This is a genomic window from Brevundimonas subvibrioides (genome assembly GCF_027271155.1).
Taxonomy (GTDB): domain Bacteria; phylum Pseudomonadota; class Alphaproteobacteria; order Caulobacterales; family Caulobacteraceae; genus Brevundimonas; species Brevundimonas subvibrioides_D.
In genome coordinates this window covers 782,636-796,853 of sequence record NZ_CP114542.1, presented here as the reverse complement: position 1 = coordinate 796,853, position 14,218 = coordinate 782,636, and the positions used below count along the sequence as shown (strand labels likewise).

The following is a 14,218-nucleotide window of genomic DNA, read 5'->3' as shown; positions in this document are numbered from 1 at the left end:
ATGTTCGCCAAGGTCGCTGCCTTCGAATTCCGCTACCAGCTGCGCCAGCCGGCCTTCTGGGTGATCGCCATCGTCTTCGGCCTTCTGGGCTTCGGGCTTGTGGCGGCGTCGGACAACATCTCCATCGGGGCGGGCGGCAACGTCCACAAGAACGCCCCCTATGCCCTGGCCACGATCAACGGGATCATGGCGGTCTTCTTCATGCTGGCGACCACGGCCATCGTCGCCAACGTCGTCGTCCGCGACGTCCAGACCGGCTTCGGGCCCATGGTCCAGGCGACCCGGATCAACAAGTTCGAATATCTGTACGGCCGCTTCGCCGGGGCCTTTGCCGCCACCGCCCTGTGCTTCCTCAGTGTGACCATCGGCATCGTCGCAGGCACGCTGGCCCCATGGGTGGACAAGGAAACCATCGGCGCGCTCCGTCCGTGGGACTACGCCTACGCCTACCTGGTCTTCGGCCTGCCCGGTGTCTTCCTGACCTCGGCGATCTTCTTTGCTTTGGCCACGGTTACCCGGTCCATGATGGCGACCTATGTCGGCGTGGTCGGGGTCTTCATCGCCTATCTGGCGGCCTCCGGCATCCTGGGATCCAAGCCCGAGCTGGAGACGGCCATGGCCTGGGGCGAACCGTTCGGAGCCGGGGCCTATGGCCTCGTCACCCGCTACTGGACCGCGATCGAGCGCAACACGATCAATGCCCCTCTGGAAGGCGTCCTGCTGTGGAACCGGATCATCTGGATCGGGGTCAGCGTCGGTGTCCTGGCCCTGGCCTATGTCCTCTATCAGCCGGCCGTCCGGGGCGCGAAGGCAGGCAAGCTGGACAAGCTGCGCGCCCTGGCCGCCGCCCCCGCCGCACCCGGCGTCGTCGACCGGCCCCTCGCCTCGCCGACCGAGGGCCTTGCCGCGAGCTGGAGCCGTCTCGCGTCGCGCACCGGCATCGAGATGGCCATGGTGTTCAAGAGCCCGGCCTTCGCCGTACTGATCCTGCTGGGCTTCGCCTTCGCAACCACCACCCTGCTCGTGCTGGGCGAGATCTACGGTGCGCCGATTCTGCTGGTCACGCGCACGGTCATCTCGGGCCTGCTGGGCGCGTTCGGCCTGATCTCCATCATTGTCGCGATCTACTATTCCGGCGAGCTGGTCTGGCGCGATCGTGACCGCAAGGTGCACGAGATCATCGACGCCTCGTCCACGCCGGACTGGACCTTCATTCTGCCCAAGACCCTGGCGCTGGTCCTGGTGCTGGTCTCGATCCTGCTGGCGGGGGTCGTCGCCGGCGTCGCCGTCCAGACGTTCAAGGGCTATTACGACTTCGAGCTCGGCAAATACCTGATGTGGTATGTGCTGCCGGGGGCCGTGAACTTCGGCCTGATCGCGGTGCTGGCCATCTTCGTCCAGTCGCTGTCGCCCAACAAGTTCGTCGGCTGGGCCATCATGGTGGTCTATCTGATCTCCACCCTCGTGATGTCCAATCTGGGCTTCGACCACATCCTGTATCGCTACGGATCCGGTATCGGCGTGCCGCTGTCGGACATGAACGGCCAGGGGGATTTCCGGGGCTTCGCCAACTGGACCGACGCCTACTGGACCATGGCGGCTATCATCCTTCTGGTGCTCGGCTACGGCCTCTGGCGCCGGGGGACCGAGACCCGCTACCTGCCCCGTCTGCGTCGTCTGCCCTCGCGTCTGATGGGACCGGCGGGCATCATCGGCGGCGTCGCCCTGGTGGCCTTCATCGGCCTCGGCAGCTTCATCTACGTCAATACCAACGTCTGGAACGAATACCGGAACCAGGGGTCGCAGGAACGCCTCCAGGCCGACTACGAGAAGACCCTGCTGCGCTTCGAGACCACGCCCCAGCCGACGCTGGTGGACGTGAAGCTGGACCTCGACCTGCATCCCCGTGCCCCCCGGCTCGAGACGCGCGGGACCTATACGATCGAGAACCGCACCGGGGCCCCGCTGTCGGAAATGCACCTGCGCTGGAACGACGATCTGGAGATCAAGGCGCTCGACGTCCAGGGCGCACGGATGGTCCGCGAGTGGCCCGAGTTCAGCTATCGCATCTATCGCTTCGCCACCCCGATGGCCCCGGGCGAGCGCCGCACGGTCTCGTTCGACACGGTTCTGGAACAGCGCGGCTTCAGGCTCGGCGGCAATACGACCCGGATCGTCGACAACGGCACCTTCGTCACCAACCAGGAGTTCGCGCCGATCATCGGCATGGACCGGAATGGCACGCTGCAGGACCGGGCCAAGCGTCGCAAGTTCGGCCTGCCCGCAGAACTGCGCCCGGCCAAACTGGAAGACATGAGCGCGACGGGCCGGAACTACATCGGCGCGGACTGGGTCACGACCGACGTCACCGTCACCACCGACGCCGACCAGACGCCCCTGGCCCCCGGCTATCAGCGTAGCGACGTGACCCGCGACGGCCGACGCACCGTCCGGTTCGTCACCGAGTCGCCGGTGCTGTACTTCCTGTCGGTCCAGTCGGCCCGCTACGAGATCGCCCGGCGGATGCACAACGGCGTGGAAATGGTCGTCTATCACGACGCCCGGCACGGCCGGAACGTCGACCGCATGATGACGGCCCTGGCCACCTCGCTGGACTACTACCAGGCCAATTTCTCGCCGTATCAGTTCCGTCAGGCGCGGATCAGCGAGTTCCCGGCCTATGCCGACTACGCCCAGTCCTTCCCCAACACCTTCGCCTGGTCCGAGGGGCTCGGCTTCATCGCGGACCTGAAGGACCCGAACAAGATCGACTACGTCACCTACGTCGGAGCCCACGAGTTCGGGCACCAGTGGTGGGCGCACCAGGTCGTGGGCGCGAACATGCAGGGCATGACTCTGCTGTCGGAGACCCTGGCCCAGTATTCGGCCCTGATGGTGATGGAGCGGCTGTACGGCCCCGACAAGATCCGCCGCTTCCTGCAGTTCGAGCTGAACAACTACCTGCGCTCGCGCGGCACCGAACGGATCGAGGAACTGCCGCTGAACCGGGTCGAGAACCAGCAGTACATCCACTACCGCAAGGGTGCGCTGGTCATGTATCTGCTCAAGGACCAGATCGGCGAGGCGAACCTGAACCGCGCCCTGTCGCAGTTCCTCAGCGCCCACGCCTTCAAGGGCGCACCCTATCCGCGCTCGGTCGACCTGATCGCCCTGATCCGCGCCAATGCCCCGGCCGACAAACAGGCCCTGATCACCGACCTGTTCGAAAAGATCACCCTGTACGATCTGAAGACGACGGCCTCGACGGCCACGCGCCGCCCCGACGGCCGCTGGGACGTCGCCGTCACGGTGGAGGCGAGGAAGCTCTATGCCGACGGCCAGGGCGAGGAGACCGAAGCGCCGCTGAACGAGAGCATCGACATCGGCCTGTTCACCGCCGAACCGGGCAAGGGGGCCTTCGACCGGTCCAATGTCGTGGTTCTGGAACGCCGTGCGCTGCACAGCGGCACCCAGACGTTCCGATTCGTCACGACCGCCAGGCCGACCTTCGCGGGCGTCGATCCCTACAACAAATGGATCGACCGGAACTCGGACGACAATGTGCGGGGCATGGATTAGGCGATAGCAAAGGCCGCCTCGGTGCGGCCGATCCAGTCTCGCAAGGACGGATAGGCCGCGAGGTCGAACCCGCCCTCGTGCGCGACCCGGGTGTAGGCGACCAGCGCCAGATCGGCCAGCGTCGCCGCCTGTCCCCCCGCCAGCCAGGTCGAATGCGCCAGCGCCGCCTCCATCCGCGCAAGGGCCAGATGGCCCCGCTCCATCAGGCGGGGCTCGACCTCCGCCGCCGTCTTGCCGGCATAAACCCGCTGGAACCGTGCGACCGCGACATAGGGCTCGTGGCTGTATTGCTCCCAGAACAGCCATTCCAACATCTTCGCCCGTTCCCACGGGTCGGCCGGGATCCAGCGCGTGCCTTCGCCGAGATGCAGCAGGATCGCGTTGGACTGGGCCAGGGCCCGGCCATCCGCCAGCACCAGCGTCGGCACCTGACCGAACGGATTCAAAAGGAGAAATTCCGGCGTACGGCTGCCGCCCGACATGATGTCCACCTCGACCCACTGATAATCAAGGCCAAGCGCGTCCAGCATCCACTTGACCTTCAAGCAGTTGCCCGAACGAATATCTCCATGAACAGTAAGCATCGGACCCCAGCAAAGGATTTATGATCGTCCTATACTGCTATCGCGTTTGCGGCCGTTGCCCAACCCCGGTTCCGCTTATCTCAGGCAATGGCTGACTGATCCATCCACATCGGTGGACAGCCGGTCGCAGGCAGTCACGTTGCCACATTTTCGCCATTGAACGCGGCGACACGCCACCCTGCCGGTACAGTCTGGGGACCGGCGTCACGACGAGCTCGATCTGTGTTCAACACCCTCGCGGCGTTCGCCATGCTCTGGGCCTCAGCCTTTCCGGCTGGCGATCCCATCACCTACGAAGCAGCCGTGGCTGCCGATCCGGTGGTGAGGGAAAGCCCTGCGAGCGCGAACGGTTCCGTCGAGGCACCGGGTGCTGATCTGGCTCTGAGCCCCGAACAGGCCGAGCTGATGGCCCGCGATCCGGACTGGAGCGCGCGTGCCAGTCTCTATCACGCCGGCGGTGGCGGAGCGACGGGCAACGATTCCCTGGGATGCCGCCCTGTGCCGATGCGGACCCTGGCCAGCGATCCCCGCGTCATTCCCCGTCGCACGCGCGTGTTCATTCGCGAGACCGTCGGCATGCGGATGCCCGATGGCAGCCTGCACGACGGCTACTGGTATGCGTCGGACACCGGCGGTGCCATCCGGGGCGAGCGGGTCGACCTCTATACCGGAAATGGCCGCGGCTCGATGCAGCCGGCCATGCGCTTCAACCAGCAGCGCCTGACCATCACCAATGCGGGCCGTTTCGACGGCTGCCCACCCGCCTGGAACACCGCGTCCAACTGACGCCCGTCCGACGTCCAGTGGCGCTTTGCGATGCGCGCCCGACCCGGCCTAATGTCCGGTCATGGATGGTGTGACCCTCTATCTCGGCTGGCGCGTGGCGATCCTCGGGTTCGCCAGCCTGCAGTTGCTCCTGCTCGCCGCGGCGATCGCGTTCCAGACGCCGAATGCACTGGCGAACCGTCTGCTGACGGCCTTCCTCATCGTGCTGGCGGGAGTCGTGACGCCCTATACGATCGGCTTTGCGGGTGCCTATGATGCCTGGCGCTGGCTGACCTTCGCGCCGCTGGCCCTGACCCTGGCGCTTCCACCCCTGCTGTTCGCCTATACCCACGCCCTTGTGCGTGGACGCCTGCCGACCCGGTTCGCCCTGCATCTCCTGCCGCCGATGATCCAGCTCGGCTACACCCTGACCTGTTTCGCCCTGCCGCTCGACGCGAAATGGACCTGGTACACCGGCGGTCACGCCCGGTTCGTCAGTCCGGCGTTCGAGCTGGCCCTTCTGGTTTCGCTCAGCCTCTATGCCGTCTGGTCCCTGCGTCTTCTGAAGAGCTATCGCCGCGACCTGGCCCAGGCCCGCAGCGACGACGACCGGTTCGCCACCGGCTGGCTGGCGCGGGTCATCGTCGCCCTGGTGGCCGTGCTTTTCCTGTATGCCGCCTTCACCCTGTGGGACTGGCTCAGTGGCGGCATCGACTTCTTCCAGGAGACGGGCCTGTATCTGTCGCTCGTCGTCATCGGCCTCTATCTGGCCATAGAGGGCTGGCGTCACACGACCTTGCGGTTTCCCGTTCTGGACGGGACGGCTGTGGACCCCGCATCGGTCGAAGTGCCCGTCGCCCCCGACTGGACCTCCATCGCGAAAGACTTCGACACCCGCCTTCGTCAGGCCGGCTGGGCAACGGAGCCGGATCTCGGCCTGCCGGTGCTGGCGCGGCGGCTCGCGACCAACACCGGGCGGCTATCGCGCGCGATCAACCTGGGTCTGGGCGTAAATTTTTCATCCTGGATCAACGGCGTCCGGGCAGAGGCGGTCGCCGCCGCGCTCGACACCGGTTCGCGTGACGACCTGCTGAGCCTGGCGTTCGATGCGGGGTTCAGCTCCAAGGCCAGCTTCAACCGTGCCTTCCAGGCCCGCTACGGCGTCGCGCCGTCCCGCTATCGGCGCGGCGTCTCAAATCGTGATTTTCGACCACCGCTGCCGGAAATGAGGCGCGCCGTCCGCTGATCCCGGCGATGCTCGGGGTGTCCTTCGCGGAGTTCCCCATGCTGTCCCGTCGCCACCTGCTTCAGATGTCCGGAGGCCTCGCCCTTTGCGCCGCCACGCCCGCCTTCGCTGGCGATGCGGTGAGCGAGGACTGGTCCGGCGATGTCGAGATCCTGCGCCAGGCCTGGCAGACGATGCACCCGGGGCTGTATCGCTACAGCTCGCCCGATGAGATCACCGCGCGTCTGAATGGACTGTCGGCGGCATGGAAGGCACCCGCGTCCTTCCGGGACCGGTTCCTGGCCCTGACGCGCGTTACCGCCTCGGTCCGCTGCGGCCATACCTATCCCAGCCCTTACAATGGAGGGGCGGCCGTGCGCGACCGGCTGTACCTGGGGCGCGAGCTGGTGCCGTTCCGTTATGTCTGGATCGACGGGCAGATGGTCGTGACAGCGGACCAATCCGGCGAAGAGGCCTTCCCGCGCGGCACCCGCGTCACGGCCATCAACGGGGTGCCGGCACCCGACATCCTCGCCCGCCTGATCCCCCTGGCCCGCGCCGACGGCCATAACGATGCCAAGCGCATCAGCCTGATGGAGGTGCGCGGCGACGACGAATTCGAAACGCCGGACATCCACCTGCCGCTCGTCCTTCCCGGCCTTGTCGACCGGGCCGCCTTCACCCTGGCTGACGGGCCGGTGGTCATGGCCACCCTGCTGACCCTGGCCGAGCGCCAGGCCGGGGCCCCCTCCGCCACACAGCCGTCCGGCGACGCCAACCCATGGACACTGGACAAGGGCGCAGACGGCATTGCCCGCCTGACCATGCCCGGCTGGGCGCTCTACAACTCAACCTTCGACTGGCAGACCTGGCTGGGCGGCGTGATGGACGACCTGACCGGCGACGGGGCCAGGGGGCTGATCGTCGACCTGCGCGGCAACGAGGGCGGTGAAGACTGCGGCAATGTCATCCTGAGCCGCCTCGTCACGCGCGATTTCGCCCTGTCTCGCAACCAGCGTTTCGTCCGCTACCGGAGCGCACCCCAGGCCCTGCACCCCTACCTCGACACCTGGGACCGGTCGTTCCTGGACTGGGGCGGCCAGGCGGTTCCCGATGCCGACCGGCCGGGCTTCTATCGCCTGACCCGCTACGACGACGGCGAGGTGGCGACGCGGATCCGCCCCACCGGCCGCCGCTTCGCCGGACCGGTCGCCGTGCTGTGCGACGCGTCCAATTCCTCGGCCACCTTCGGCTTCGCCCAGTCGGTTCAGGAAAGCCGAACCGCGACCCTGGTCGGCACATCGACCGGCGGAAACCGGCGAGGCATCAACGGCGGTGCCTTCTGCTTCCTGCGGCTGCCCGCCTCGCGCATCGAGGTCGACCTGCCGCTGATCGCCTCCTTCCCGGAGACGCCCCAGCCCGACGCCGGGATCGCGCCCGACCTGCTGGTCCCGACGACCGTGGCCGACATCGCCGCCGGAACCGACCCCCAGATGGCCGCCGCCACCGCCCACATCCTTTCCGCCTGATCGGGAGCCCCGTCATGACCCTTCGCCTGCTGGCCACCGCCCTGGCCCTGCTCGTCATCATGCCCTGTGCGGCCCTGGCGCAAGGCCAGCCGACCGCCACCGATCTCCGCCTCGGGCTGGCCGGCCAATGGTCCGGCGCGCTCGGCTACCGGGACTACCAGACCGACCAGCTGTTCGAGATTCCCGTCACCACCACCATCACGACGCCCGGCGACGGCGCGACCCAGGTGCGCCAGTCCCTGTTCGACGACGGTCCCGACAAGCCGGTCTGGATCACCACCGTCAGCCTGGACGATCGCGCGGCCGGGACCTCGACGTCGGCCAGCTTCCGCGCGGGTACCCCGCCGGAATTGTCGACCGGGACCGTCCGTGTCGCGGCCTTTACCGACGCCACCCGATGGACCCTGATCTATTCGGAAACGGGCGAGGACGATGACCAGCCCGCCGATATCCGCGTCACCGAGACGCGCGACGGCGATAGCCTGCTGGAGGTCAAGGAGGTCCGCCCCGTCGGCGCCGACGACACCGCCTGGCGCTTCCGCAACCAGACGCGCCTGACGCGGACGGGTGACTAGAACTTCCGCTTGCCGCTGATGGTCTCGAAGAACATCCGCCAGTCGCCCATCAGGCTCCACAGCGGGTACTGGAAGGTGGCGGGCCGGTTCTTCTCGAAGAAGAAATGCCCGACCCAGGCAAAGCCGTAGCCCACCAGCGGCATGGCCAGAAACCACCAGGCGTTCACGAACAGGCCCAGCAGCGCGGCCACGATCACCAGCGCCGAGCCCACGATGTGGATGCGCCGGCAGGTCCGGTTGGAGTGTTCGTGGATGTAGTACGGATAGAAGGCCTCGAACGAGGCATATCGGTCACCGGGCGCGGGGGCGTGGGTCATGGCGCTCAGGTTCCTCCGAAAGCCCGCTCCTGACAAGTCAGGCCAGGACACCTGTCCAGAGCAGGCACAGTCCGATCACCCCGACGGCGATCCGCCACCAGGCGAAGGGGGTGAAGCCATGCCGGGTCACGAAATCCAGCATGGTCCGAACCACGAACAGGCCACTGACGAAGGACACCACAAAGCCGATGCCGATCAGCTGGATCGCATCGCCGGTCAGCAGATCGCGGCTCTCCCAGAAATCCAGGGCGAAGGCTCCGACCATGGTCGGAATGGCCAGGAAGAAGGAGAACTCCGCCGCCGCCCGCTTGTCGACGCCCAGCAGCAGGCCCCCGACGATGGTGGCCCCGGACCGTGAGACCCCGGGAATGATGGACAGACACTGGAACAGGCCCACGCCCAGGGCCGTCTTCAGCGAGAAGGTCATGGCGTCGTGCTCGCGCGGCCGGGGGGCCCAACGCTCCAGGGCGATCAGGGCAAATCCGCCGACGATCAGGCTGACGCAGACGATGGTCGGATTGAACAGCACCGCCTTGATGAAGTCGTGGATCAGCAGGCCCAGCAGCGCCGACGGAAAGAAGGCCAGCAGGACCGAGTATGCGAACCGGCGAGCGGACGGATCCTTGCCCGGCAGGCCGATCAACACCTTCCACAGCCGTCCGAAATACAGGGCCACGACCGCCAGGATCGCCCCCAGCTGGATCATGACGATGAAGGTGTCCCACGGCTCGTCGGCCAGCTTCAGCACGCTCTTGGCCAGCAGCAGGTGGCCGGTGGACGAGACCGGGATGAACTCGGTCAGCCCCTCGACGAGGCCCAGAATGATCGCCGCCAGCCAGTCAGACATGAAATCCCCGAAAGTCGCTCCGGGGTCACTCCGCTCCCGGCCTCGGCCCCACATAGCGCAGGCGCGCCCGGATAGGCGAGCCGTCGGTGATCTGATCCAGCGCATGGGCCATCAACCCGGTCAGTCGCCCGACCAGGAACATGTCCAGCGCCCCTTCGCGCGGCAGGTCGAGCCGACGCGCCAGGACGGCCAGGGCGAGCGCGAACCCGGCACGCGATCCGCTTGCCGCCTCGCCCTCCCGCAGAACCGCCGTCAGATCGGGGGGGAGATCGGCCAGGGCCAGAAGCGCATCGGCCCGTGGATCACCCAGTGGAAAGCTCTCGCTGCCAAAGCCCGGGATCGCTCCCGAGGCCTCCATGTGCCGGCGCGCCGCCCCGGCGGGGTCGCGGCGGGCCTCGATGACATAGGTGATGACGGCCTTCAGCGTCCGCGCCATCGGCGAGGCGGACAGGGCCGCCAGACCGGCCATGGCGGCCCCGGCCGGTGACGCACCGCCCGACGCCGCTGCCCGCGTGGCCAGCACCGCCGGGTTCAGATCATGATCGGCCGCCAGCACCAGGGCGCGCTTCAGGTGAACGCTGTCGCGCTCCAGCATCTTCCAGCCCCGCGCGAGCCGCTGGTGAAAGAACAGACGGGGCCCCGGCCCGGCCATGGCGTCGACGACCTCGTTCAGAGCCGTAGCCGCCTCCCGTTGCAGGCTTGCGACGTCGCGTCCCGGCGACGGCTCATCCTCTTCGGCGCGCCGCGACAGGGCGGCGAACAGGCGTGCGCGGGGCGACGCTCCGCTGGCGCCGTCGACCCGGACGCCGAGACCCGCAAACGGATTGTGGTCGCCACATCCCCAGAGCAGCCGCGCCGTCTCCTCGACCGTCGCGCCTTGCGCCCACTCCGTCGCATCCCGTCCGCGATAATAGATGCGTCCGTCGGTCGCCAGGCTGACGCAGGACTGGATGACCGCCTCACCCTTGACGGCAGGTTCGAAGGGCAGGACCTGGCCCGCGACCTCCCCACCCGAGCTGCCCTTCAGGCGGGCGACGTCGGCGGCGGCATACAGACTCCTGCGGGGATCGCTGGGGTCAGGCCGGGCGGTGATCCGGCCACGGCTGACGTAGGCATAGAGGGTCTGGGTCTTGACCCCCAGCATCGACAGGACCTCGGCGCGCGGAATCCACCGACCCCCCGCCTCCCCGATCCGTTCGTCCGCCGCCGGCATCATCGCCATCGTCCCCCGCCGATTAACCAGTCTGATCCGCACCATGAGGCGGTTTGATGACTGGTCTCCTAACACGGTTCCGCGACGACCGGCGTCCTTGGCAACCGGCAGGCGATAGGCGACAAGACGGGCAATGACCTCCCCCGTCGCCCGCCCCGTCTTTGCCGTCCTGACGACCCGCCAGATCACGGCCGTATCCGTCGGGGTCGCCGTCGTTCTGATCGCGCTGAAGGCCTTTGCCCTCGGCGCTTCGGGCTCGGTGTCGATTCTGGCGTCGCTGGCGGATTCGGCGCTCGATCTGATCGCGTCGCTGGCCACCTTCTATGCCGTGCGCTGGGCCGCGCGTCCGAACGACGCCACCCATCGCCATGGCCATGGAAAGGCGGAAGCGATGGCCGCACTTGTCCAGGCGGGCCTCGTGTTCGCCTCGGCCGCCTTCATCGGCTGGGAAGCGCTCCGGCGCATCTTCGACCCCTATCCCGTCTCGGGGGGAGTCTGGGCCGTGGGCGTCGTCCTGATCTCCATGGCCCTGACCGGCGGGCTGGTCTGGCTTCAGACCCGGGCCCTGAAGGCTTCGGGGTCCCTGGCCGTCTCCGCCGACCGCGCCCACTATGCGGCCGACCTCGCCTCCAGCGTCGTCGTGCTGGTCGGCGTGGTGTCGGGCGCCTATCTGAGAGCGCCCGGCCTCGATGCGGCCGCGGGTCTGGTGGTCGCCGTCTGGCTGTTCTGGGGCGCGCTGGGTGTGCTCAGGCAGGCCGGAAATCAGCTTCTTGACGCCGAGGTCTCCGACGCTGACCGCATGGCGCTGACCAGGGCTGTGCTGGACGATCCCCGGGTGGAGGGTGTCCACCAGTTGCGCACCCGCAGGTCGGGCACCCGCCTGCTGGCCCAGATGCATATCGATCTCGACCCGACCCTGTCGTTCGAAGCCGCCCACACGATCGTGGTGGAGGCCGAGCGGCGCGTGACCGCCGCCTTCCCGGATGCCGAGGTTCTGATCCACGCCGATCCGCGGGGGGCCCGGCCGTCTGTGCCGTCGTCCCCCTGGGGCTGACTCAGCGTAAACGCGGATTTAACGGGCGGCGGTGCAGGTCAGGCGCATGTCAGCGAACGTCCTGTTCCATTTCCCTTTCGACCCCGGCTCGCGCACCGCTCGCCTGGCGCTGGGCGAGGCGCGGATCGAATGGACCGAGGTTCTGGTCCGCCCCTGGGAGGCCGACTGCCCGGTTGGCGATCTGAACCCGTCTGGCATGCCCCCGGTGCTGCAGGTTGAGGGCTCGCCGTCCCTCACCCTGTGCGAGGCTCCCGCCATCCTGGGCTGGATCGAGGACGCCCAGACGATGCCGCTGCTGATGTCGTCGGACGCGGCCGAGCGCGCCGAGACGCGTCGCCTGACCGCCTGGTTCGACCGGCGCTTCACCGATGAGGTCAATGCGGTTCTGCTGCACGAGCGTATGGAAAAGCCCCTGCTGCGCCTCGGCCCGCCTGAAGCCCGGATGCTGCGCGAAGGCCGCGAGGCGCTGAAGCATCATCTGGGCGTGTTCGAGGCTCTGCTGGCCCAGCGCGACTGGCTCGCCGGTCGACGCCTGAGCCAGGCCGACATCATCGCCGCGGCCCATCTGTCGACGCTCGACTATTTTGGCGAGATCGCCTGGGCGTCCTGGCCGGGACTGAAGACCTGGTACATGAAGTTCAAGTCCCGGCCCTGCTTCCGCCCGCTGCTGGCCGACCGCTTCCAGGGTCTGGCCCCGGCAGCGCACTATGCGGACCTCGATTTCTGAGGGCGATTCGGGCTTCGCCCTCCCCGACCGGAGAGGGAGGGGCTAAACCACCCCCGATGCCCGACCTCCGCGACCTGCTCCGCACCCAGGCGGCCGATCTCGGCTTCTCGATCTGCCGCTTCGCCTCGGCGGCGGAGCCATGGTCGGCGGGCGAGCGGCTCGCCCATTTCGTCGAGGCCGGCCGGCACGGCGACATGGGCTGGATGGAAACGACCCTCGAACGCCGCTCTCATCCGACGTCGATGTGGCCCGGCGCGCGCACCGCCATCGTGCTGGGCATGAACTATGGTCCCGACGAGGATCCCCTGCCGGAGATGGCGGATCGCAGCGCCGGATACATTTCGGTCTATGCGCGCGGCGACGACTATCACGAGGTCATCAAGGGGCGGCTGAAGACCCTCGCGGGGCAGGTCGCGGCCCGCCTCAAGGCCGACGTCAAGGTCTTCGTCGACACCGCCCCCCTGATGGAAAAGCCCCTGGCCCAGCGCGCAGGCCTGGGATGGCAGGGCAAGCACACCAATCTGCTCAGCCGCGACCACGGCAACTGGTTGTTCCTGGGAGTCATCCTGACGGCCGCGGAGATCACGCCCGACAGCGAGGAAACGGAACACTGCGGCACCTGCACCGCCTGTCTCGACGCCTGCCCGACCAACGCCTTTCCCGCGCCCTTCCAGCTGGATGCCCGGCGATGCCTGTCGTATCTGACCATAGAGCACGCGGGGCCGTGGCCGGTGGAGTTCCGCCCCCTGACCGGCTCGCGCATCTACGGCTGCGACGACTGCCTGGCGGTCTGTCCGTGGAACAAGTTCGCGCAAGGGGCCCGCGAGGCCCGCTTCCTGGCCCGTGAGGCCTCGATCACGCCCCGTCTCGGGGACCTCGCCTCGCTGGACGACGGGGCGTTCCGCGCCCTGTTCCCGAAGAGCCCGATCAGGCGGATCGGTCGCGACCGGTTCGTGCGCAACGTCCTCTATGCCATCGGCAACAGCGGCGACGCGGGCCTGGTCGGCGTGGCCTCGACCCTCACGAGCGATGCCTCGCCGCTCGTCCGGGGGGCTGCGGTCTGGGCCCTGTCGCGTCTGCTGGACGGCCCGGCCTTTGCCGCCTTGCGGGACGACAGGCAGTCAGGGGAAACCGATGCGGAGGTTCTGGCCGAATGGGCCGGGTCCGAAGCATGATCATTGGAAGCAGAGGCGATTCCCCCTCAGCCGATCAGCGTCTAGACTTGTTTCATGCCTCACTATGCCCGCTTCATCGCCATGGTCGTGCTCGGACTGGTCGCCATCGGCGGCGCGGCGTGGCGCCTCGTCAGGCCCAGGCCTGTGCCCCTGTATGAGGAAACGGCCTTGCTGTCGCCGGAGATCCGGGCGCGGCTGAGAGCCCTGCACGACGAAGCCAAGTTCGCCCCCGAAGGCGACTACCCCGGTCCGAAAGGGCCAAAGACCCGGGCGAAGCTGTCGGCGGTCATCGACGACCTGCTGGACGACATCCTCGCCGAACCCGACGGGCCGGTCGAGGCCTCGGACCTGGCCGGGCGTCTGGGTCTGGCCGTGGCGGCCGTCTCCAGACGCACCGAGGCCGACGCGCGTCGCGCACACGGCTACATGCTGGAAATCTGGTGGATCTTCGGCTTCCGCTCGGCCGCCGGCTATTTCACGCCCGAGGACGGCGTCGGGGTGGTCGAGGGGTGGGCCGAACCCCTTCCGCCCGGCTGGACGGGTCCGGAAGGCCGACGGCCCCTGACCGCACTGCAGCCAGAAAGTGAGCCTTCTGACCGCGCCTGACAAAGAAAGCATTGCAAGAGGC

General features: G+C 67.8%; 13 protein-coding genes. 9 read left to right on the top strand and 4 right to left on the bottom strand.

Going from position 1 to position 14,218, the window contains the following annotated elements; genetic code table 11:
• A complete protein-coding gene (locus O3139_RS03950) occupies positions 1-3,579 on the top strand; it encodes a M1 family aminopeptidase (protein ID WP_269515624.1) in 3,579 nt (1,192 codons plus the stop codon).
• Here the strand turns inward: O3139_RS03950 and O3139_RS03945 are convergent.
• Complete coding sequence (locus O3139_RS03945; protein ID WP_269515623.1) at positions 3,576-4,163, bottom strand: glutathione S-transferase family protein; 588 nt, start codon at positions 4,161-4,163, stop codon at positions 3,576-3,578. The two genes, O3139_RS03950 and O3139_RS03945, sit on opposite strands and share 4 nt — an antisense overlap.
• Before the next feature lie 222 nt (positions 4,164-4,385).
• Here O3139_RS03945 and O3139_RS03940 point away from each other — a divergent pair, with 222 nt between their 5' ends.
• From O3139_RS03940 to O3139_RS03925, 4 genes are all read left to right on the top strand, one after another.
• Positions 4,386-4,949: a 3D domain-containing protein gene (locus O3139_RS03940; RefSeq protein WP_269515622.1), complete on the top strand. Its 564-nt coding sequence runs from the start codon at positions 4,386-4,388 to the stop codon at positions 4,947-4,949.
• A gap of 70 nt (positions 4,950-5,019) precedes the next feature.
• Positions 5,020-6,174 (top strand): AraC family transcriptional regulator, encoded by a 1,155-nt coding sequence (locus O3139_RS03935; RefSeq protein ID WP_269515620.1) that lies wholly within the window; start codon positions 5,020-5,022, stop codon positions 6,172-6,174.
• 38 nt (positions 6,175-6,212) lie between these two features.
• The gene (locus O3139_RS03930) at positions 6,213-7,682 is read left to right on the top strand and encodes a S41 family peptidase (protein WP_269515619.1); all 1,470 of its coding nucleotides are present in this window, start codon (positions 6,213-6,215) and stop codon (positions 7,680-7,682) included.
• 14 nt (positions 7,683-7,696) lie between these two features.
• Positions 7,697-8,257, top strand: a complete 561-nt coding sequence (locus O3139_RS03925) for a hypothetical protein (RefSeq protein WP_269515618.1) — start codon at positions 7,697-7,699, stop codon at positions 8,255-8,257.
• On the opposite strand, the gene O3139_RS03920 is transcribed toward O3139_RS03925, so the two are convergent.
• Genes O3139_RS03920 through O3139_RS03910 form a run of 3 tightly spaced genes read right to left on the bottom strand, consistent with a single transcriptional unit; the run spans position 8,254 to position 10,643 of the window.
• The gene (locus tag O3139_RS03920; protein WP_269515617.1) at positions 8,254-8,574 is read right to left on the bottom strand and encodes an Mpo1-like protein; all 321 of its coding nucleotides are present in this window, start codon (positions 8,572-8,574) and stop codon (positions 8,254-8,256) included. The genes O3139_RS03925 and O3139_RS03920 overlap by 4 nt on opposite strands.
• A gap of 37 nt (positions 8,575-8,611) precedes the next feature.
• Positions 8,612-9,421, bottom strand: coding sequence for an undecaprenyl-diphosphate phosphatase (locus O3139_RS03915; protein WP_269515616.1), 810 nt, complete (start codon positions 9,419-9,421; stop codon positions 8,612-8,614).
• A gap of 25 nt (positions 9,422-9,446) precedes the next feature.
• The gene (locus O3139_RS03910; protein WP_269515615.1) at positions 9,447-10,643 is read right to left on the bottom strand and encodes a citrate/2-methylcitrate synthase; all 1,197 of its coding nucleotides are present in this window, start codon (positions 10,641-10,643) and stop codon (positions 9,447-9,449) included.
• Between the two features lie 124 nt (positions 10,644-10,767).
• Here O3139_RS03910 and O3139_RS03905 point away from each other — a divergent pair, with 124 nt between their 5' ends.
• From O3139_RS03905 to O3139_RS03890, 4 genes are read left to right on the top strand one after another with little or no spacing between them, the layout of a single operon-like run.
• Positions 10,768-11,688, top strand: coding sequence for a cation diffusion facilitator family transporter (locus O3139_RS03905; protein ID WP_269515614.1), 921 nt, complete (start codon positions 10,768-10,770; stop codon positions 11,686-11,688).
• A 46-nt stretch (positions 11,689-11,734) separates the two neighbouring features.
• The gene (locus O3139_RS03900; protein WP_269515613.1) at positions 11,735-12,415 is read left to right on the top strand and encodes a glutathione S-transferase family protein; all 681 of its coding nucleotides are present in this window, start codon (positions 11,735-11,737) and stop codon (positions 12,413-12,415) included.
• A gap of 56 nt (positions 12,416-12,471) precedes the next feature.
• Entirely contained in the window at positions 12,472-13,590 is a 1,119-nt protein-coding gene (queG, locus tag O3139_RS03895) for a tRNA epoxyqueuosine(34) reductase QueG (protein WP_269515612.1), read from the top strand.
• Positions 13,591-13,644: 54 nt separating this feature from the next.
• Positions 13,645-14,196: a hypothetical protein gene (locus tag O3139_RS03890; protein ID WP_269515611.1), complete on the top strand. Its 552-nt coding sequence runs from the start codon at positions 13,645-13,647 to the stop codon at positions 14,194-14,196.
• The last annotated feature ends 22 nt before the right edge of the window (positions 14,197-14,218 follow it).